This is a genomic window from Vibrio sp. SSH13-20 (assembly GCF_040104475.1).
Taxonomy (GTDB): Bacteria; Pseudomonadota; Gammaproteobacteria; order Enterobacterales; family Vibrionaceae; genus Vibrio; species Vibrio harveyi.
On the sequence record NZ_JBECOU010000001.1, the window covers coordinates 54,683 to 75,840 of the forward strand.

General features: G+C 44.8%; 18 protein-coding genes and 1 tRNA gene. 11 read left to right on the forward strand and 8 right to left on the reverse strand.

Annotated elements, in window-relative coordinates; translation table 11 throughout:
- Positions 1-158 precede the first annotated feature (158 nt).
- Both ABMY42_RS00270 and ABMY42_RS00275 read left to right on the forward strand, forming a co-directional pair.
- The gene (locus ABMY42_RS00270) at positions 159-1,403 is read left to right on the forward strand and encodes an NADH:ubiquinone reductase (Na(+)-transporting) subunit B (protein ID WP_349265835.1); all 1,245 of its coding nucleotides are present in this window, start codon (positions 159-161) and stop codon (positions 1,401-1,403) included.
- Positions 1,404-1,699: 296 nt separating this feature from the next.
- On the forward strand, positions 1,700-3,100 hold the full coding sequence (locus ABMY42_RS00275; RefSeq protein WP_005453331.1) for a tryptophanase: 1,401 nt from the start codon (positions 1,700-1,702) through the stop codon (positions 3,098-3,100).
- Between the two features lie 97 nt (positions 3,101-3,197).
- Here ABMY42_RS00275 and ABMY42_RS00280 read toward each other — a convergent pair whose 3' ends face one another.
- Positions 3,198-3,809 (reverse strand): DUF2913 family protein, encoded by a 612-nt coding sequence (locus ABMY42_RS00280; protein ID WP_009703776.1) that lies wholly within the window; start codon positions 3,807-3,809, stop codon positions 3,198-3,200.
- 29 nt (positions 3,810-3,838) lie between these two features.
- Positions 3,839-3,922 (reverse strand) — tRNA-Leu (locus ABMY42_RS00285).
- 561 nt (positions 3,923-4,483) lie between these two features.
- Between ABMY42_RS00285 and ABMY42_RS00290 the strand changes: the two genes are divergently transcribed.
- The 3 genes from ABMY42_RS00290 (at position 4,484) to ABMY42_RS00300 (ending at position 8,074) form a co-directional block, all read left to right on the forward strand.
- The gene (locus ABMY42_RS00290) at positions 4,484-5,692 is read left to right on the forward strand and encodes a NupC/NupG family nucleoside CNT transporter (protein WP_005432553.1); all 1,209 of its coding nucleotides are present in this window, start codon (positions 4,484-4,486) and stop codon (positions 5,690-5,692) included.
- Positions 5,693-5,900: 208 nt separating this feature from the next.
- A complete protein-coding gene (locus ABMY42_RS00295; protein ID WP_009696873.1) occupies positions 5,901-7,175 on the forward strand; it encodes a sugar phosphate nucleotidyltransferase in 1,275 nt (424 codons plus the stop codon).
- Between the two features lie 101 nt (positions 7,176-7,276).
- Entirely contained in the window at positions 7,277-8,074 is a 798-nt protein-coding gene (locus tag ABMY42_RS00300) for a helix-turn-helix transcriptional regulator (RefSeq protein WP_349265836.1), read from the forward strand.
- Between the two features lie 39 nt (positions 8,075-8,113).
- Here ABMY42_RS00300 and ABMY42_RS00305 read toward each other — a convergent pair whose 3' ends face one another.
- Positions 8,114-9,199, reverse strand: a complete 1,086-nt coding sequence (locus ABMY42_RS00305) for a DUF3541 domain-containing protein (protein ID WP_349265837.1) — start codon at positions 9,197-9,199, stop codon at positions 8,114-8,116.
- 69 nt (positions 9,200-9,268) lie between these two features.
- Positions 9,269-9,877 (reverse strand): alpha-ketoglutarate-dependent dioxygenase AlkB, encoded by a 609-nt coding sequence (locus ABMY42_RS00310; protein ID WP_349265838.1) that lies wholly within the window; start codon positions 9,875-9,877, stop codon positions 9,269-9,271.
- 139 nt (positions 9,878-10,016) lie between these two features.
- On the opposite strand from ABMY42_RS00310, the gene ABMY42_RS00315 reads away from it, so the two are divergent.
- The gene (locus ABMY42_RS00315) at positions 10,017-11,375 is read left to right on the forward strand and encodes a diguanylate cyclase (protein WP_005453344.1); all 1,359 of its coding nucleotides are present in this window, start codon (positions 10,017-10,019) and stop codon (positions 11,373-11,375) included.
- 378 nt (positions 11,376-11,753) lie between these two features.
- On the opposite strand, the gene ABMY42_RS00320 is transcribed toward ABMY42_RS00315, so the two are convergent.
- Positions 11,754-13,310 carry a DUF3612 domain-containing protein gene (locus ABMY42_RS00320; RefSeq protein ID WP_026138189.1) on the reverse strand — a complete coding sequence of 519 codons (1,557 nt, stop codon included), beginning with the start codon at positions 13,308-13,310 and terminating at the stop codon, positions 11,754-11,756.
- A 174-nt stretch (positions 13,311-13,484) separates the two neighbouring features.
- Here ABMY42_RS00320 and ABMY42_RS00325 point away from each other — a divergent pair, with 174 nt between their 5' ends.
- The gene (locus ABMY42_RS00325; RefSeq protein WP_349265839.1) at positions 13,485-14,063 is read left to right on the forward strand and encodes a hypothetical protein; all 579 of its coding nucleotides are present in this window, start codon (positions 13,485-13,487) and stop codon (positions 14,061-14,063) included.
- 124 nt (positions 14,064-14,187) lie between these two features.
- Here ABMY42_RS00325 and ABMY42_RS00330 read toward each other — a convergent pair whose 3' ends face one another.
- Positions 14,188-15,201, reverse strand: coding sequence for a GGDEF domain-containing protein (locus ABMY42_RS00330; protein ID WP_005453351.1), 1,014 nt, complete (start codon positions 15,199-15,201; stop codon positions 14,188-14,190).
- A 298-nt stretch (positions 15,202-15,499) separates the two neighbouring features.
- On the opposite strand from ABMY42_RS00330, the gene ABMY42_RS00335 reads away from it, so the two are divergent.
- From ABMY42_RS00335 to ABMY42_RS00345, 3 genes are read left to right on the forward strand one after another with little or no spacing between them, the layout of a single operon-like run.
- Positions 15,500-16,852: a DASH family cryptochrome gene (locus ABMY42_RS00335; RefSeq protein WP_349265840.1), complete on the forward strand. Its 1,353-nt coding sequence runs from the start codon at positions 15,500-15,502 to the stop codon at positions 16,850-16,852.
- A complete protein-coding gene (locus ABMY42_RS00340; protein ID WP_349266095.1) occupies positions 16,852-18,396 on the forward strand; it encodes a cryptochrome/photolyase family protein in 1,545 nt (514 codons plus the stop codon). The genes ABMY42_RS00335 and ABMY42_RS00340 overlap by 1 nt, the downstream gene beginning before the upstream one ends.
- A complete protein-coding gene (locus ABMY42_RS00345; RefSeq protein WP_069688005.1) occupies positions 18,396-19,103 on the forward strand; it encodes an SDR family oxidoreductase in 708 nt (235 codons plus the stop codon). The genes ABMY42_RS00340 and ABMY42_RS00345 overlap by 1 nt, the downstream gene beginning before the upstream one ends.
- A 49-nt stretch (positions 19,104-19,152) precedes the next feature.
- On the opposite strand, the gene ABMY42_RS00350 is transcribed toward ABMY42_RS00345, so the two are convergent.
- Both ABMY42_RS00350 and msrB read right to left on the reverse strand, forming a co-directional pair.
- Positions 19,153-19,299 carry a DUF2256 domain-containing protein gene (locus ABMY42_RS00350; protein WP_005453360.1) on the reverse strand — a complete coding sequence of 49 codons (147 nt, stop codon included), beginning with the start codon at positions 19,297-19,299 and terminating at the stop codon, positions 19,153-19,155.
- A gap of 41 nt (positions 19,300-19,340) precedes the next feature.
- The gene (gene msrB, locus ABMY42_RS00355) at positions 19,341-20,483 is read right to left on the reverse strand and encodes a peptide-methionine (R)-S-oxide reductase MsrB (protein ID WP_069688308.1); all 1,143 of its coding nucleotides are present in this window, start codon (positions 20,481-20,483) and stop codon (positions 19,341-19,343) included.
- Between the two features lie 185 nt (positions 20,484-20,668).
- Between msrB and ABMY42_RS00360 the strand changes: the two genes are divergently transcribed.
- Entirely contained in the window at positions 20,669-21,067 is a 399-nt protein-coding gene (locus tag ABMY42_RS00360) for an OsmC family protein (RefSeq protein ID WP_009696881.1), read from the forward strand.
- The last annotated feature ends 91 nt before the right edge of the window (positions 21,068-21,158 follow it).

The window sequence follows — 21,158 nt, forward strand, 5'->3', positions numbered from 1 at the left end:
TTGTTTTGTTATTGATTGAGTATAAGCACGACTTTCACGGTTTACATAATCACGAGGCATTCCGTAACAGCTCATAGATACGTATCGGAAAGATGAAAGAGTTAAAAACGATCGCCTTTCGATGGCTATTCGTAACACTCTTTAGAGGAGGAGACGTTATGAGTCTGAAGCATTATTTTGAAAAGGTCTCACCAAAGTTTGAACCAGGAGGCCAGTATCACAAGTTCTACCCACTCTTCGAAGCTGTTGAAACCCTTTTTTATACGCCGGGTAAAGTGAATCATGGCGTTACCCATGTTCGAGACAGCATCGATTTAAAGCGCATCATGATCATGGTGTGGCTAGCCGTTTTCCCCGCGATGTTCTGGGGCATGTACAACATAGGGCAACAATCCAGCGATGCTTTGCTCTATGGTCTTGACCAAGTGGTAGCGCAGCAAGTCATTGATGCCTCTTGGGGTCTAAGCTGGGTTTGGGGCTCGGTAGAAGTCGCAAGCCAAGCAGGTTGGGCAAGTAAAATGCTTGTCGGCGCCACGTACTTTCTGCCTGTCTACGCGACTGTCTTTGTGGTTGGTGGGTTCTGGGAAGTGCTGTTTGCTATCGTTCGTAAACATGAAGTGAATGAAGGTTTCTTTGTCAGTTCTATTCTTTTTGCTTTAATTCTCCCGCCTACCATCCCATTGTGGCAAGCCGCGCTGGGTATCACTTTTGGTATCGTAGTGGCGAAAGAAATCTTCGGCGGTACGGGGCGTAACTTCCTAAACCCAGCATTGGCTGGGCGCGCGTTTTTGTACTTTGCTTATCCCGCTAACATGTCTGGCGGCGCTGTTTGGGTTGCGGCAGATGGTTACTCTGGCGCTACACCGCTGAGCCAATGGTATGAAGGTGGTCAAAGTGCTTTGACGAACAACATGACGGGACAACCAATCTCATGGATGGACGCATTTGTTGGTAACCTTCCGGGTTCAATGGGGGAAGTCTCGACCTTGTTGATTGCGCTCACAGGTTTGGTGCTGATCTTTATGAAGATCGCTTCGTGGCGAATTGTTGCTGGGGTCTTTGCGGGTTTAGCTGTGACGTCGCTACTGCTTAATGCGATTGGCTCGAATACTAATCCTATGTTCTCTATGCCGTTTTACTGGCACTTTGTGATTGGTGGTGTTGCGTTTGGTACCTTCTTTATGGCGACAGACCCAGTATCCGCTGCGTTCACTAACGGTGGTAAGTGGGCTTACGGTATCTTGATTGGTGTGATGACGATATTTATCCGTGTACTCAACCCCGCCTATCCGGAAGGCATTATGTTAGCGATTCTGTTTGCCAACTTGTTTGCTCCTTTGTTCGACTACATGGTCAAAGAGAACAACATCAAACGCAGAATGAAAAGGGTGAGACCTTCGTAAAATGAGGTAAGCTTCACTGAAATTTGGTTGAAAACTGCACTATATTGAAAAGGTCAGAGACATGGGGTTTCTGGCTTTTCTTTTTATCAGGAGGACGAAGACGATGAGAATTAAGGATATTCTCGATAGCCGTTTGGTGCTGTCGTTCTGGTACAACCTAGACTACTGCTTGTCTCTTCTTAGCAAAATCTCTGCACGTTAATTTCCTCAATGCTTCCGCATTGAAAAGCAATTTATCAGTTTGTTTTTAATCTTACGCTTAAGTGCGTAGGGTCGTGCGTATAAGGAAATTAACAATGAAACGTATCCCAGAACCGTTCCGTATCAAAATGGTTGAGCCAATCAAAATGACGACCTTGGCTGACCGAGAAGTTGCCCTTAAACAAGCGGGCTTTAACCCATTTCTTCTTCGTAGTGATGATGTCTACATCGATCTGCTGACCGACTCTGGCACTGGTGCTATGAGTGACAATCAGTGGGCAGGCATCATGATGGGCGATGAGTCCTATGCTGGCAGTCGTAACTATTACAACTTGTGCGATGCGGTGGAGCATTTCTTTGGTTACAAGCTTACTGTGCCAGCGCACCAAGGTCGCGGGGCGGAGCAAATTCTATTCCCAGCTTTGATTGAGCGTATGCGTCAGGTTCGCGGTGGTGAAACGCCCGTATTTATCTCGAATTACCACTTCGATACCACTGCGGGTCACATTGAACTCAATGGCGGTAAAGCGATTAACGTGGTGACGGAAGAAGCGTTTGATACCACCACACCATACGACTGGAAGGGTAATTTTGACCTCAATAAGCTGGTGGCAACGATTGAAGAACACGGTTCTAACAATATCTGTGCGATCATCACGACGGTAACGTGTAACAGCTCTGGTGGTCAGCCTGTGTCGATGGAAAATATGCGCAGCGTGTACGAAATCGCAACCAAGTACGACATCCCTGTGGTGATTGATTCGGCTCGTTACTGTGAGAACGCTTACTTTATCAAGCAGCGTGAAGCGGGTTATGAGAACAAATCGATTCTCGAAATCATTCGCGAGATGTACCAGTACGGCGACATGCTCACTATGTCTGCGAAGAAAGACCCGATGGTGAACATTGGTGGTATGTGTTGTATTCGCGATCATCAAGAGCTTTTCCAAGCGGTTCAAACACGATGTGTACCGATGGAAGGCTTTGTCACTTACGGTGGTATGGCGGGTCGTGATATGGAAGCCTTGGCTCGCGGGTTGTATGAAGGTGCGGATGAAGACTATCTTCACTACCGTATTAGCCAAGTACAATATTTGGGTGAACGTCTACGCGAAGGGGGTATTCCAATTCAATACCCAACAGGTGGTCATGCTGTCTTCGTTGATGCGGCGAAGATCTTACCGCATATCCCCGCGGATCAATTCCCTGCACAGGTGCTGTGTAATGCCTTGTATTTAGAGGCAGGCATTCGTGCGGTAGAGATTGGCTCACTGTTGCTTGGTCGAGATCCGGAAACGGGTAAACAAAAAGCTTCAGAACTTGAGTTGATGCGTTTGACCATTCCACGTCGTGTCTACACCAACGATCACATGGATTACATCGCCGATGCGATCATCGAGTTGAAGAATCGTGCTGATGAACTAAAAGGATTGACGTTTGAATACGAACCTCCAGTACTTCGCCACTTTACGGCTCGTTTCCGCGAACTGGATTGAGAACTCTTCGGGTTGTCGATACGTCAGAGATTGATAAACGTTAATTAAGCAAAAAGCCGCGAACTTCGCGGCTTTTTTAACTCATCTGGGTGTCTAGTTATGCTAAATCCAGCGTGATTCGCACAAACTGCTCGTCTTGGTACAGCACTTCGTAATTGAAGGTATTGCTGGCATAAATACTACCTAAGAACAGAGAACGTTGACTCATAGGTCCACGGAAAAGCATCGAAATAGGTGCGATTAAGGCGTTATTATCGTCGAAGTGTTGGTTTAAGTTATCAGACAGAACACATAGCAAACAACCATGTTGGTCGTGGGATAAATCGACATCTTCAGGACGAGAAAGCAGAACCGTCGTACCCAATTTCTTCTCGACTTCGTTGATCAGCAGTAGGTAGCTATCGAGGTGAGGTTGTGGGTTACTAGGTTTATCGGCACCTACACAACGTTCAAGTAAAGCTTCTAGATTGCCATTTTCCCCTTTTGCCTGCTGAGTCAGAGACTTTAATGGCTTTTTAATCAGTTTGTAGCGATTACTTTTGAGCTTAGGCTTAAGCCATTTTTGCAGTAGGTCGTTACGTTCTTTAAGAGGAAGAATTCGCGATGATGCGTGGATTTTGAAGTGCAGGTGTAATAAGGCGTGCACCGCAAGCTCGCTAAGTAATTGATTAGCGTCAGCGGACTGTTTTGCCTGTTTAGAACTTTGCATTACACTCTAAATTCTTTGAAAGAAAGGAATGGTGCCGAGAGAGGGACTCGAACCCTCACACCTAAGGCACTAGCACCTCATGCTAGCGTGTCTACCAATTTCACCATCTCGGCATCATGATGCTCTGAATACACAGAGGCTTCGAAATGAAGCGTTCCAAATTGTATATCCAAAATCCATAGATTGGCGAGAGCAAAATTGCTCATTTTTGGTCTTTGGTGTTCGATTGGACATTTATTGTTCATTTTTGGTGATTTCACTATTCGTCACCCTCCTAATACCCCTATTTCCCCTACAAGTATGACCACAAAATAGCATCTTTGCTTAAATTATGAACGCTTGAACGTTTGCGTAAATAAATGTGATGAATATCTCTTTTTGTTGGCTATACTTGCGACCCGTTTAAGCGGGAATTAGGGTTCGTTGTTCAGGACCCTTACCCATACAAGCCGTCACATGGAGCAGGAAGAGTCGAGAGCTCTCCAGCAGTGAATGACCCCACGGACCGGACCAGCTACGTTCAATTGCTTGTATAAGGTAAAAATAAGATGTCGAACTATCCGTTCTTCCTTCAATTTGGATCTACGAGTGCGTTGTCACTCGATGCGTTGTCCCTTTCTTCTGCCAATGCTTTTGGCATTCCTTTCTTTTTCAACGTTCAGTAGGTCCGATTCATGAGTGTTCTATTTAGTCTATTTGGTATTGTTGCACTATTAGGTTGTGCGTTCCTGCTGTCAGAGAGCCGTTCTTCAATCAATTGGAAAACCGTGTCTCGAGCATTGCTGCTTCAAATGGGTTTCGCAGCCTTGGTGCTCTACTTCCCTTGGGGACAAGCGGCGTTAGCCAGTTTGAGCAATGGTGTCGCTGGGTTATTGAGTTTTGCCGATGAAGGCATCAAGTTCCTCTTCGGTGACCTCGCTTCTACTGGTTTCATCTTCGCGGTTCGCGTTCTTCCTATCATCATCTTCTTCAGCGCTCTTATCTCTGCCCTTTACTACTTGGGTATCATGCAAAAAGTGATTCAATTTATCGGTGGTGCCATCCAAAAGTTCTTGGGGACCAGCAAAGCAGAATCTCTTGTTGCAACAGGTAACATCTTCCTCTCTCAAGGCGAATCGCCACTTCTTATCCGTCCTTTCTTGCAAAACATGACTCGTTCAGAACTGTTCGCGGTAATGGCTGGTGGTATGGCGTCAGTCGCAGGTAGTGTACTAGGTGGTTACGCAGGTCTAGGTGTAGAGCTGAAATACCTAATCGCAGCGAGCTTCATGGCTGCTCCAGGTAGCCTGTTGATGGCAAAAATCATTGTGCCAGAGCGTCAAACGCCAAGCGATTACAACAACATCGAATTGGATAAGTCTGAAGAGAGCAACGTGATCGACGCGTTAGCAAGCGGCGCGATGGGTGGTATGAAAGTTGCGGTTGCGGTAGGTACGATGCTGATCGCATTTGTGAGTGTGATTGCAATGGTGAACACGGGTCTGGAAAACCTAGGCGAAATGTTCGGCTTTGCGGGCATCACGCTACAAGCGATCTTTGGCTACCTATTTGCCCCTCTCGCTTGGTTAATCGGCGTTCCGGGTCACGAAGTATTAGCGGCAGGTTCTTACATCGGTCAGAAAATCGTAATGAACGAATTTGTTGCATTCATCGACTTCGTACAACATAAAGCAACGCTGACTGAACACACACAAGTGATCATCACGTTTGCGCTTTGTGGTTTCGCGAACATCGGTTCTATTGCAATTCAACTTGGCTCTATCGGTGTGATGGCTCCAGAACGTCGTAAAGATGTAGCGAACATGGGTCTCAAAGCGGTAGCGGCTGGTACATTAGCGAACTTAATGAGTGCGTGTTTAGCAGGTATCTTTATCTCGTTATAAGGAACGCCTCCACATAAACAGCCATTCAAAACCCGCCACTTCGGCGGGTTTTATTTTATAAATTATTTGAATGAGAGCTAGGTTAAATATTAGGTAGGCTATTGCTCGACAATATTCATTATTGAGTAAATTCACATCAGGATTGAATAGTGCTTGCGTACGGTTTGCATTTACTTTCTAATTTATTAATAGAATAAGGAAGTCGTACGTGACGTCAAAAGTCGTATCGGTAGTATTAACCGATAAAGGTTGGACAGGGCTAGGTCCACTCACTCAAACATGCTGTAAATCCATCACACCTTTCGTAGGTTCTCACCGTTTAATTGATTTTTCGCTAACCAACCTCATTCAAGCAGGAATAAAGCGTAATCTTGTCCTCAGTCGTTTTTATTGCGCACCGTTAGTTGCTCACCTTAAGCATGCATGGCAGCACTACAAATCGAGAATCGAAGTGCTCGAACCCATTTATTCTCAAGCTAAGTTATTACCTAAGCTGCAACAGAATTGGACTGATGTTTTATTGCAGCATTTAGATGTCATCAATCGACCCTCCGATGAACATGTCTTGCTGGTCGGTGGTGAGCAAATCCATCGCAATTACATTTCTTCTTTGTTGCACTACCATCAAATCCAAAATGCCGAACTCACGTTAGTTGTGGCTCAGGTTCCTGTCGCACAAGCGTCTCAGTATCATGTCGTTGAGTTAGATGAACACCGTCAAGTCATTGATATTCAACACCAGCCCCCAATTCCAGCAGAAATTCCAAACAAACCAGGCTTTGCCATGGTATTAACGGAAAATTACCTCTTTCAGCGCCCCGTGTTGGTCAAAGGTTTGTTCAATAATGCCAAGAAGCTGGATGGTCAGCATGATTTGACCAAGGACATCGTTGCACTGCTTGCGCGTAGAGTAAAAACCGTGTTGTTTGACCTCGGCGAGATTGACGCAAAGCAAGCGCCTATGTACTGGCACAACGTCAATAACATTGATGATTATTGGCGACTACAAATGATGATGCTGGCGGAACAAAGTGATACTAGCAAACCATCTACCAGTGCGTTGCTGAGCCGACAAATTGAATCGCAACGACCAAGCCAATATTGCGATATTGAAGGGATCAAAGTCCGCGTTAAGGACAGCTATATTGCTTCTGGTTGCCATATTGAGGGGGCGTGTTCAATTCGCTCAGTCATTGGTGTGGATTGTGAGCTGGGTAAAAACAGTATTCTGCACGAGTCCGTATTAATGGGACGGTGTAAAATTGGAGAAAATAGTCGCATTACACGTACTATCATTGAAGAAGATGTTCAGATTGCTCCGGGTACCGTGATTGGGGAAAAGCCGGAGAGAGACAAAGAACGTTTTCACATTACGGATGGTGGATTAGTCGTGATTCCGAGGGGCAGTCGCGTTGGTTTTGAACAAGAAGCTTCTCCACTGCATGCGAATTACCCCGAAGGCGTTACAGATAACGTCGTGTAATACGGGTATTTTGAGTTGAATTGTGATTGACGTACAGAATCAAGATTTGGTGTGTAAATATACATATTTTCGAAACTAACGGCGTTTGGCTAGGAGAAAAAATGCAGTTCGACCGACTTCAATTTGCTGATACATTGAAGCACTTTAGAAAGAAATATAAATACTCACAAGACAGTTTGGCGGAGCTGCTTTCTTCTTCACACCGTGTATTCTCTAGCTTGAATCAAGCAACGCTGAGCCAGTGGGAGAGGAGGAAAATAGAGCCGACGTTACTGCGACGTCTCGGGATCGCACATTTCTTTCAGCAACCATATCACTACGATACTCAAGAGCTGAAGAGTGTTAAGAAAGCACTCCAACATCCGGTCAACTTCCAAAATTTAAGTACGGTGTACGAGTATGAGATCACGCATACCAGTCACGTATCTTTGGATAAATTGGAAGGAGAAGATAGATCATTAGTTATGGATTCCCATCAACGTTTGAATGGGAACGAGCTTGTCGAAACTCTGAATGAGCTTGAGCTTCATCAACCTAAAATCTACTGTTTCTATTACCAAAAAATGCTGATTGGACATGTGGTGTATGAACAGAAGAATAACGCCATTTACTTGGTCAGCGTTGTATTTTTGACCAAGTCAATTCGAACTCAATTACTCAATCATATTGCTGAAATTAGTAAAGATTTGATGGTGTTTTTCCCGATTCGGGATCATAGCTTGAATCAGTTTATGGAAGATTGTTTTTTAGAACGATGTTGTTCAAGTCATTGCATCACTTTCTACACAGGAACCAGCCGGCAATTTTTTGAGAACCCAATGATCCGGAGCGTGATGCAAGGATTTCAAGATTTTCGCTTGGTTCGCTACGAGCAAATGCTTAAGAAGCAGAGTGTTTAGCTCTGCTTCCTGATCTCAAACTAGATTCAGTAAGGTTGATTACGACTTGGGTACCAATCCGTATGGTACTGAACTAAACGCTTGTGGTTGGTTTTTTACCGTCGGTGCTTGATGCACTCCTTGCCAATCTAACAGCATGATCGCGAGGACATTACGGTGTTCACCATAAGCTAGGTCGAACTCACCATCCACAGAAGGGATCATGCCTTGCTCAGTATTAAGGGCGCTTTGAATCGCTTGACGTGTTTTTTCAACAACCGGATCGTTATCCAAACCAGCCAACAAGAAAGTAATGCCGACTTCAGCAATCACATCTTCTTTTGAACGGAGAATGATGGTGTCTATGTTGTCGCGAAAGTAGTCATAGATCCATTGATGATCGGCTTCGTTAACCTGTTTTTGGTAGTACTGAGAATCTCCAAAAATGATGTGTGTCATGCCGTAGATCTTATTGCCGTATTGTTGCGGTGAGAGCTTCTTATCTAGGCTATCTGGGTAGGTGCTTCGGAATGCATCTGTAAACGCTTTAACGACATCTTGCTCGCCGAGTTGACGCAACCAATAAACCTGATTCGCCAACTGAGCTGCCCAAGCCTCAATCATGGCGGGGTCAGTGGCGTAACGAGCAAAGTCATAACGTTTTAGTATGCTTCTCAGCGTTTTGTCTTGCTTGTGTTTTAAACCATACTCATCGGCTCGTGCCATTGCGCCAAGTAAATCAACACCTAAATACAAGTATTCTGGTTGATGTTTGGTAACGGTATAACGGCGCTGCCCGCGCTCGTCTTCGTCGTCATGGTAGCTGGCTAAACGTTCCTCTGAATACAGAAAAATCTGTTCTGGTGTGGTGACATCGCTGGCAAAGCGATTTAAACGGCTGGCAACTTGCGCCATGTCAGTCCATACCGCAGGTAAGTATTTATCATCCAAAGTTTGGCGGTACATACGAAGACCGAAATGCCCTTCTCGAAACGCTGGTAAGGTATAGAGCTGTGACTCATAGGTACTTTTGATCAACTGAGCAGATTGTGAATAGGTCAAAGCTGGAGACTCTTGAGAGGCTTGCGCCTGAAAAACCAGTGAGCATGAGAGCAACACGGCTAAGCTGAGAGGTTTGATACGCATATACACATTCCGTTAGAAAGCCAGAATTCAAACCTACCATCAATGCTTTATCGGTATGTAATGGCTCAGTCAATAGTTAGTCACGATATGGCGGAACGTTAGGTTGATGCGTTCTCCTTTGGTTTTTGCAGTTTTTGGGACAGCATGCTTCCAATGGTGCTGAAGCTCACCTGCCATGATAAGCAGTGAACCATGGCTGAGTTCATACTCTATTTGGGTTTTACAATGTAAATTCCTTAGCACAAACCGACGAGTTTCCCCCAAATTAATCGACGCAATAATCGGGTTGCTTCCCAATTCTGGTTCGTTGTCTTGGTGCCAACCCATTGAATCTTGTCCATTGCGATACAGGTTTGCCAATACTGAGTTGAACGAAACGTCTGCAATGGTTTCGCAGCGTCCTTTGAGATCACTAAGTTCTGTGGTCCAAGGGTGAGGTGCCATTGTGAGCCCGGAGTAGGTGTACGTTGCATCGCCGTGCCATGCTTGCAAACGAGGTTGTAGAACTGAGCGACCAAACATCATGATGCTTTCTTGTTGCCAAGGTAGGGTTGTTCGCAATTGGGAAAAGTAATGGTCGGCTTCTGAATGACTCAGAAAGTGAGGATCATGGTAGATCTTGCCTTGTGCTACTTCTTGCCAAAATGAGCTTTTGAATAAATCGCCTTGTACCTGCATCTCACTTTACCTTTCTCTTTTATAAAATGAACAAATATTTATTACCTTTACGATGGCTATTGGTTATTCTTTTAGTAAATAAGTATTTTAACAATAAATAAAGAAAACTCTTGGTTTGCCATGAGTTAGTGGGGAACAGATGCGGTACTCACCGAAGAAGCAAGGTTACTTTGCATTGTTCTTCCTCACTTTTTTTGCCCTGTGCGTTGGAGTTATTGAGCTATTACACCAAAATCAGCTCAGTCTGCACCGAGAGCGAGTTCAAGTTGAGGCCAAAGAACAACTTTCTATGCTGCGTTCCAATTTGGAAGCGGAACTGATGGCTGACATATATAAGGCCAGCACTCTGGCTACGCTTATCACATTGCTGCCGAACAGCGAAACACACAAGCTGAATTTGGCGGCGAATCGTATCTTAAGCAAAAGTAATCACATTACTGTTATTGGCATCGCAGAAAATGATGTCGTCGGTTATATATACCCTCGAAAGGGCAATGAACGTGTGATTGGTCTTGATTATCGTAGCGTGCCTACTCAATGGGTTCAGGTACAAAAAGCCAAAGACATTGAAGAGATATTTATCGCCGGTCCTGTCGAGCTTGTACAAGGCGGTAAAGGGTTGATTGTGCGTGTTCCTGTGTTCCGCGATCCTCCGACTAATAAAGACTATTGGGGCGTTATTAGTGCGGTGATCGATTTCAATGGTTTGTTGAGAGAAACGGGTGTCATTGATTTTTCTTACCAATATCAAATGACGATGCGTGGCTACGACAGTGGCGGTGAGCTAGGTGATGTTATCTTTGGCAATCCGGGAAGAGAAGAGGACATTTATGCCAAAGAGCAAGTGTTCTTCCCATATGGTGGCTGGAGTCTGGCGGTGTACTCCAATGGTGAGTTAGAACAACAAGTGCCTTGGTATGTATTACAAATGGCGCGTTTAGTTGGCTATCCGATCGTGCTTGCTTTGAGCATTGCGCTCATTGTTATTTATCGCCTATACATTGTAGCGGACAGCCGTGCATTGCATGATGAGCTTACTCAGCTGCCAAATCGTCGTTACTTTATGAAGTCTTATCAACAGCAGTTTGAGATCGCCAAGCGCTATAAAAAGCGTTATAGCTTTGCCTTGGTTAACATCGACCTCGATCATTTTAAGCATATTAACGATACCTATGGGCATGACGCAGGGGACAAGGTGTTGGTGGCGTGTGCAGAAAGAATCAAAAGCACATTGCGCCGATCAGATATTGTGGCGCGAATGGGGGGCGACGAGTTTCTTATCATCGTGCATAACCCTAAGACTGAAGAAAACATTCAAGCGTTGTTGAAAAAACTGAGGTTTGCCTTGTGTTCAACGCCGGTGATCTATGAAGAAGAATTAATATACCTGCGAACCAGCATGGGTTACGCGATGTTTGACCCTGAAATGATTTCATCTCAGCAAATGATGAAAATCGCCGACGAGCGAATGTATCAACAGAAACACTATGGCGGCTAAAACGAATGGTATAGCACCCGCTTAAAACATTTAAACGGAAAGCCTCGCACACTTAGCGAGGCTTTTTCATTTAAGCCGTTCTTATCACTAAGAAAGGACATTGCTGATAAAGGGATTAGTAGCAATGCATGTTGTGGCATATTTTGCAGTTGTTTGCATTTTGCAAATGCGATTTGCAAAATGTGTGGTTAATAAATCATCAATATGCATCAAGATCGAAGAAAAAACGCAGTTTTAAAAGTTGGCACGCATCGTGCTTTATACAGAGTGACCCTTATTAAGCCGAGGGTCACCTAGCCAACTGACGTTGTTAGTGAATACACATTGTTCACAAGTATATACCGCCAATCACCTCATTGTGATTGGCGTTTTTTCTTTTTAGAGTTCAATAATTTGCCTCTCATCGCCCAAATCATCTGATTCGCCACACTTGTTATAACAACTTGGTTGCCTTGGACACACTGCTCCTCTTGAACAAATCAATCTTGCTTGAGTTTGAATCCCTCGTTCGATCCAATTGATGTTGAGAATTTTGGCAATCGTTGTGAGATCTTTCTTGATGTGCTGTGGAATCACAGTACTACCACCGGAAGACACACACAGTGATTTCAACTCTTCAGCAATCGCAATCGCATCACCACCTTGGGCTGAAATCGCTGGATTGAGGTCAATACCTGCACACAGAACGCGATTATTACCTGCAGGGTCAAATACGTTGACCGATTCACAGCAATAGATGCGAGGTTCGTTACCGACGTTAAGAATCGAAATTTGCGCCGAGCTGGTGTCCAGCGGTTGTGATAAGCGGCGGAATACCGCCCAGTGCTGACAAGGGTCATTGACTTTACGCATGTTCCCCCAAGGCAGAGGGATACCATTACCGCGATATACGGCTTTCAGTTTGCCTGGACCATAGGCATCAAAGTAATGCCAGTGTGGGTATGGCGACACTACCGTCATGCGGCGCATCGCGACAGAAGGCGAGACGCCCGCTTTTTTGTGAACATCAATTTCATAGCCAGAGCGGTCAAGTAACTGACGAAATGGCACTTTCGGACACAACAACGCCCCAGCAAAGAAACTCGACTCGAAATCGCGCCACGCTTGTAAAATATCTTGTGAGTTGAGTTCAGAGTTAGAAACCTGCGAACCGCTTTGTTCCCAGTTGTTCTGGTGACCAATCGACAACACGTTATTCATGCCGTCACTGCTGTGCAGCACTCGGTGCCCAATGTATACCGCTAAGTCGTACTTCAATCGAGTCGGGTAGTCTCGCATGCGCTTGTTGAGGTAGATGGTCCCTGGTGCTTCCATAAACGAGGTGATCAACTGCTTGGCACTCACACCGAGTTCATCAATCACATCTTGTGGCGCGCGGTCTACCCAGCGAATATCCAATCCCATGCTTTTCGCAATATCAATCAGATCCTCTACCGAAAGATTAAGACGTTTTAAGCCAACCTCTTCTGCCGCTCGTTCTAAGTCCGGGAAGTGGTTTTGGTGGTTCTCTTGATGCGCTCGAATCAAGAGATGAGCGAACTGACGCCCCGTGATGCCGGTTTGAGAGAGCATTTCCGGTATCGCGATTTGTAAGATGTCGTTAGAGAATAAAAAGCTTGGTTCGAGCGCCATTCCGTTGATGCCACCACGATTACCTTTGTTGGGGGTAATGGCTTCTAGCTCTGGTTCATCGTCCAAAAACCAAGCGGGTTCTTTTTGGAAAACTTCGGCAATCACTTCCAACATATCAATGCTCGGAACGCGTTTTCCACGTTCGATCATGGATAAGTAAGAAACTGACGGAGCGTATTCAGGATTAATCCTAACGCAACGCGCAGACAAATCTTCCATCGTTAAATGGTTGTTCTTCCTTAGGTTACGAATTTTCGTTCCTAAGAAGTGAGATTGGCGGATAAGACTTTTTGACACAGACATTTTGTAAAATTCACATTGTAAAATTTTTGTTGTGAAATTGTAGTCAATATTTCGCTAGTCTACATAATGAGCAGGCAAGGAAATTAACCATCAACTTCACAGATTTGCCTGAAACTTAAACAGAGGTTTTAAGTTTTTACTCTAGGAAGAGTGTTTAAGTGCGAGGAAACGACGATGAATATGCTGAACTTCGATAAAAAAGACATCCAACAACAAGAACGCCCATTTATCGCTGAAGCCGTATTTGCCGTCGAGGCGGTAAGTGCTGAGCTGCAGAGCGAGAAGCAAGTTAAGGCGAAGCAACTACTGGACCGTATTTTCCCATTGGAGAGTGGGTCACACCAAGATGTATCAAGCTACGTGATCGACTACAGACATGTAATGGCGTACTTCAAGGACGGCACACACAGTGGTCTGAAAAGTCCAAAGCATTTTGTGGCGTACACAGGAGAGAAAGAAGATCCAAAATCGATCCTATTCAAAGATGAATCAGGCAGTCACGTTGAAGTAATGTTCGGTTGTCACAAAGGCACGGGTTGTGTGGAGTTGATGGACATTGACGACATCCAACTGGAAACGCGTACTACCTTTAGCCCTGAGCTAATTGGTAATGCGCCGACCGCGATGCGTCATTGGATCAGCTTAATCAAAGGCGATAAGAAAGGAAAGCCAATGGCGTGCAGTGAAGACAAAGAGTACACCGCGAAAAATGGCGACGATTACTTCTTAAGCTACTGCTATAGCATTGATTAATGAGCTAAGAAGTACAGAGAATAACGAGCCAGCCCAAGAAAGACAAAACCCCAAGCACTTGCTTGGGGTTTTGTTTATATTTTCAGCCAGTTTGAATGGCTTTCGCCTGTTCGTTTTGACTGTGTTAAAGCGGCATTACGCGGTTACGACCGAGTTGTTTCGCTTCATACAATTGTTTATCAGCTTTGTTTACGATGCTATCGAGCGTGTCACCAACTTCAAATTCTGCAACACCAAAAGAGGCGGTGATGCTTTGTACTTGGCTCCCTGAACGTTTGTCACGAACACGCAGCTTTTCAATCATTCGACGAAGCGTATCAGCGTATTGTCGACCGATTCGCAGTGACTTGTTTGGTACGATAAGGGCAAACTCTTCACCACCAAAGCGATAAGCACTGATGCCGTCACGACAACTTTGTTGCAGTCGACGAGCAATGGCTTTGATTACGGTATCTCCGAATAGGTGACCGTAGTTGTCATTGAATGCTTTGAAGTGGTCGATATCCAACATGATCAGTGTCATTGCTTGGTTGTTATCGATCAGCATTTGCAGGTCGTTATCGAAAGCGCGACGGTTATACAGGTTGGATAAGCCATCGAACAAGGCGTCTTTCTGCACTTCTGCTAGCTGATTCTTAAGGCGAGAGATCTCTTCGCTAGCCGTTGTGAGTTGGCTATTTAGGAACTTCGTCGAGTGGCGTATTTCACGAGACTCTGCAACAAGCTGACGCACTACATTCATCACTTCTTCGATGCTGAGGCTATTGTCTTCAACTTTTTCTAGTTTGTTAAAGCTCTTATCCACCATGTCGGAGAAGGAGGAGGTGTCGGTAATCGTGTCAGTCATCGAGCTAGAGACTTCGCCCAAAAGCACTTCTACATTTGTTTTGAGTTCTTCTAAGCTGGTTTCTGCTTTACTCGCAACATAGCTGTTATAGAGCTGCTTATGCATTGCTGGTGGGCAGACGTCATAGTTCTCAAGAACCATATCTAATTCTTGATTCAGCTCTGGGATAGTTTTGTCTACGTAGGTGTACCACAGTGCGTAGTTGGCTGGTGTTGCCGCTACGTGGTTTTTTATCATCAGTGGTACCGCTTTTTTTAGGTTCGCGGTTGATTTCTTAAATTCGTCGGTCATTTCTGCAGTGTTACAAGCAAAATGGAATTAAGCTAAGGGTAACGGATATAAAACAATATCGCTTTATTTTTTGTCATTTTTGCTTGGTTTTCTTAAAAAATATGAGCAAATAATCAAATGGTTTCATGAATATTAGTCTTGATTTTAAAATTTCATAAAATCCTTCGTAACATTCTGTTTACCATAAAAGTTTGGGTGATGGAGTTTTGAGCAATGTAAACGAAGTGCTGATCTTGACCAACTAAGGTTCGTAGAATCTGGCATGCGCATAACAGAAAAGTGCCAAAAGGAGCTTCGTTTGAACAAAACAATAGGACTGTATTGGTTTACCAATGATTTGCGACTGCATGACAACCCAAATCTGACCAAAGCTGCAGAAGAAGTGGATTTTCTTATCTGTCTTTACTGTTATCCCAAGGTTTCACCATTTTTGGCGCACTATGCTCAAACATCCGAGTTTGGTCAGCCAAAAAGACAGTTTTTAGATGAGTCATTACACTGCCTCAACCTGTCTTTAAATGCACTTGAACAACGTTTGCTTGTTGTCGACTTGCATCCTTATCAAGCATTAAAACATGCCTTCAAAAATCTTGGTGTTACAAGGCTTTACGTTGATGCTATGCCGGGTTGCGACGAGCAAAATGTCATCGAAGAAATTAAGGCGGAGGAACGCCACGTAACGGTTGTTCAGCACGAAGTGCGAAGTTTATTTAGGTTGGCTGACCTCCCGTTCAGTCTCAATGCGCTACCTGATACCTTTACCCAGTTTCGTAAGCAAGTAGAAAAGCTATCTATTTCGCAACCTGCCGACAGAGTCTCCACACTTCCACCACTACCCAAAGGTCTCTCTTTACCAACATTGAGCTTAACTCGCGACTTAAAGCCAATGCCATTTGCTGGGGGAGAGCATGCGGGGCTTGAGCATTGTCGTCGGTATTTTGATTCGCCGCTTGCGAGTGAATACAAACAGACACGCAACGGTTTAGATGGCATGGACTATTCCACTAAATTCTCTCCGTGGTTAGCACATGGCTGTGTTTCGGCGAAAAGGATCGTGGACATGTTAAAGCGTTATGAAGCGGATTATGGTGCTAATGATTCGACGTATTGGATTTACTTTGAATTGCTGTGGCGTGAGTACTTTTATTGGTATGCGCGACGATATGGTCGGCAGCTGTTTCATTTTGGTGGGATTCGCAATCAAACGCCATTGACCAGCTTTTACGCCCATCGTTTCCAACAATGGAAAAAAGGCGAGACGCCATTCCCGCTCGTTAATGCGTGTATGCATCAACTCAATGAAACTGGGTACATGTCGAATCGTGGCAGACAACTGGTCGCGAGCTGCCTTGTACATGAACTAGGGCTAGATTGGCGCTATGGCGCTGCATATTTTGAGTCTCAATTAATTGATTACGATGTGGCTTCAAATTGGGGAAATTGGCAATACCTCGCAGGCGTTGGTGCGGACCCTCGTGGTTCAAGGCAATTCAATCTTGAAAAGCAGACGCAAATGTACGACCCCAACCATGAGTTTATTGATAAGTGGGATGGGCATTGTGATGGTGCACGTTTGGATAATGTGGACATGGTTGATTGGACGATTGCGATGGAAAGTCATGGCAATGCGTCTTCTACGGAGAAATCATGATGCAGTTTGATACCGTTCGGTTGATCTTGGGTGATCAACTCAATTGCGAACATACTTGGTTTCAGCAACCTGATGACCACGTTCTCTATTTGATTGCAGAGTTAAAGCAAGAGAGCACGTATGTGACGCATCACATTCAAAAAGTATGTGCGTTCTTTTCTACAATGGAAAAGTTTGCGAAAGAGCGTCAGAGCGAAGGTCATCAAGTCTTGCATCTTACGTTGGATGATACCCAATCTTTTGGGGATCTTGAGCAACTTCTCCAGCATTTTGTCAGCGAAGTTGGTGCAAGCAAGTTTGAATATCAACGCCCTGATGAATACCGATTATTGGAACAACTTGCCAAACTTAAGCTCAATGGCGTAGTAACGCGTTGCGTTGATTCAGAGCACTTTTTGTTGCCGTTTGAAGAGATCGAAGAGCAGTTCCCGCAAGGCAAACACATCATGATGGAGCACTTTTATCGCCGCATGCGCAAGCGTTTCAACATCTTAATGCAAGATGGCAAACCTGTTGGGGGGAAGTGGAACTATGATGCGAATAATCGCAACAAACTCAAAACTAAAGATATTGAGCAGTTGCCACAACCTTTAATGTTTAGTACCGATGTCAGTGAAATACAAGCGCGATTAACACGTCATGGAATTAAAACGATAGGGCACTTTGAAGGGGATTTATTGTGGCCGATTAACCGTGCTCAAAGCTTGTCTCTACTTGCTCATTTTTGCCAAGTTTGCTTGCCTCTTTTTGGTCGTTTTCAAGACGCGATGACTGGGCAACACGACGCTAAATGGAGTTTGTATCACAGTCGGATTTCGTTTTCTCTCAACAGCAAACAACTGCACCCGCAAGAAGTCATTGATGCGTCACTCAAGGCATTCCACTCAAACCCAGACATTAATATTTCTCAGGTTGAGGGTTTTATTCGCCAGATTTTAGGTTGGCGAGAGTACATCCGCGGAGTGTACTGGGCGAACATGCCTCATTACCCGAAAAAGAACGAACTGGAAGCGAGCAGAAAACTGCCTGATTTCTTCTGGAATGGCGAAACAAAAATGGCGTGCATGCGTAATGCGATTGGTCAGTCCCTTGACTACGCCTATGCGCACCATATCCAACGTTTAATGGTCACTGGTAATTTCTGTTTGCTAACTGAGATCGAACCATCTCAAGTGGATGAATGGTATCTCGGTATATACGTTGACGCGATCGAGTGGGTAGAGATGCCAAACACACGTGGTATGGCGCTGTTTGCTGATGGAGGTATTGTCGGCACTAAACCTTATGCAGCTAGTGGTTCTTACATTAATAAAATGAGCGACTACTGTAAGGGCTGCCATTACGACAACAAAGCACGCAGTGGTGAAGGTTCATGCCCATTCAACAGCTTGTATTGGCGTTTTATGAACAAGCATGACAAGCGATTGGCGACCAATCCTCGTATCGGGATGATTTTCCGCTCTTGGGACAATATGGAACCACAGCAACGACAAGCTATCCTTGAAACCGCGGAGCACTACATGGAAAATTTGGAGAGCTTGTAATGGAAATATTGATAGTAGGTGGGAATGGCGGAATTGGATTTGCCATGGTTGCGTGCGCGGCGGAACATTTTCCTCACGCTCGTGTTCACGCGACCTATCGTAGGCAACACCCCAACTGGCATCATCCCAATGTTATTTGGCATCAAGTGGATGTGACACAAGATGAGGAGGTGAAAGCGCTCAGTGAGTACATCGAGCATGTTGATTGGTTGGTGAACTGCGTGGGTATGTTGCACACCCAAGAGAAAGGTCCGGAGAAGAATTTGAGTTCTCTCGACGCAGACTTTTTCCAGCAAACGATAATGGTAAACACCTTGCCCAGTTTACTGCTGGCGAAGTACTTTACACCTAAGCTCAAACGCAGCACACAGCCTAAGTTCGCGACTGTTTCTGCTAAAGTTGGCAGTATTAACGATAACCAATTGGGCGGTTGGTATAGCTATCGAGCCTCAAAAGCCGCGTTGAATATGTTCCTCAAAACCATGTCAATTGAGTGGCAAAGAATGCTCAAGCATGGCACGGTACTCGCGCTCCATCCGGGAACCACCGATACGGCGTTGTCTGCGCCTTTTCAAACCAATGTGCCAGAGGGAAAACTGTTCACGCCAGAGCGAGTTGCAAAGGATTTGTTGGGGTTAATAGAAAAAGCAACCCCGCATGATAGCGGGGCATTTTGGGCTTATGATGGCGCATTACTGCCTTGGTAAAGATTGTACTTACTGGGGCAAAATACGCACTAGAGAGGTTCGGAGTGACCTACGTCTTCGTTGATTTTCTTCTTCGGCAACGCTCAGAGCAATAAACGATTTCATCCCAATTTCGCGCCCACTTCTTTCTCCAAGAAAACGGGCGCTCACAGACTGGACAGACTTTTATGGGAAGGTTGGATTTAAAACCTTTCATCGTTCTGAATGTTCACTCCTAATTCGTTGTCTTAAGCGAGTTTAGTTATCAAATAGGTACAGATAATCGTCGTAACCTAGGTTTGCCATTTCGCTTACTGGTACAAACTTCATGGCTGCTGAGTTCATGCAATAACGTAACCCTGTTGGTTTTGGTCCGTCTTTGAAAACATGACCAATATGCGAATCGCCAAACTTGCTGCGAATCTCTGTTCGTGGATAAACCAATTTAAAGTCGGTCTTCTCAACGATGTAACCTGGATTGATTGGTCTAGTAAAGCTTGGCCAACCTGTACCTGATTTGTATTTATCCGTCGATGAAAACAGTGGCTCACCAGTGACAATATCCACATATATGCCCGCTTCTTTGTTATCCCAGTACTCGTTGTTAAAGGGACGCTCTGTGCCTTCTTCTTGTGTTACGTAGTACTGCAGATCAGTCAACTTCGCTTTGATCTCTTTATCAGACGGTTTTTCATAGACCTTCAGTTTTGTCATCAGATCTTTTTCGTTGATAAGCTCGCGTAGTGTTTTTGGGTTGTCTTTACGATCCTCACCAAACACTTCATCTAGGTATTTATCTCGACCTGACGCATAGCGGTAATATTTGTATTTCAGGGCACTCTTTTTGTGGTAATCCTGATGGTAAGACTCCGCAGGGTAGAACTTTTCAAACTCAATAAGCTCCGTTTTAAGTGGCTTCGGATAAATCATCGCCTTGTCGATTTCCATCATAAATTGCTCAGCAATCTGTTTTTGCTCCGCATTATGGTAGAAGATCGCAGGACGGTATTGGGGACCACGGTCGACGAATGAGCCTTTGTCGTCAGTCGGGTCGATATGGCGGAAGAAGTAATCCAAAACTTGCTCGTAGTTAACAATGCTTGGGTCGTACTTCACTTCAATCACTTCTATATGGCCAGATTTGCCAGAAGAGACTTGTCGGTAGGTCGGATTTGCTAAATCACCACCTGAATAACCAGATACGACGTCCAACACACCCGGTAATTGTTCTAAATCTGATTCAGTACACCAGAAACAGCCGCCAGCCAAAGTAGCAATGTCGGTTTTGCCAGATGCGTTCACCTTATCCATGGTATCGGCAGTGCCTGTTTTACTTAATAAGATGAACAGTACAGGGAGTGTGAATGAGAATCCCACCAATAGCTTAGATACTTTCTTCATAACTTCCTCAAACGTCATTTTTCTCAATGAATGTTACGTAAGGAGACAGAAGTTAGAGCTAAAAAATTGCAACAATAGTGAAAAATTCTTTGCCCTTTTATACCGGAGGGCTACAGTAATGGCACCAAACAAACGCTCATTGGTGATAGGTTGCCGATGAGACAGAAGTAATAATGAGGGAAACCATGCAAGCAGAAGTAAAATGGGTCGAAGACTTTAAGTTCCTAGGTCAGTCTCAATCTGGTCACTCCGTTGTGATGGATGGCAATGGCGGTGCGACTGCACCAAGCCCAATGGAGATGGTATTGATGGCTGCTGGTGGTTGTAGTTCTGTTGATGTGGTTGATGGATTGAAGTCAGCAGGTCAGAAAGTGGCTTCTGTTAATGCGAAGCTCACAACCGAACGTCGTGAAACGGCACCGCGTATTTTTACTCAAGTGAACATTCATTTTGAAGTGTCGGGTGAAGCCTTAGATCCAGAAATCGTAGCGAAAGTTGCTGCTGATTCGTTAGAGAAATACTGTTCCGTGTGCCTGATGCTCGGTAAGGGCGTAGAGATGACTCACAGCTGGGAAATCGTGTAACCGACCCTAGTGCCACTTAAATAAAATAGGAAAGAGAAAAGCGCGTGCTTTTCTCTTTTTTTATTCCTCTTTTGCATTAACCTAGCTACGT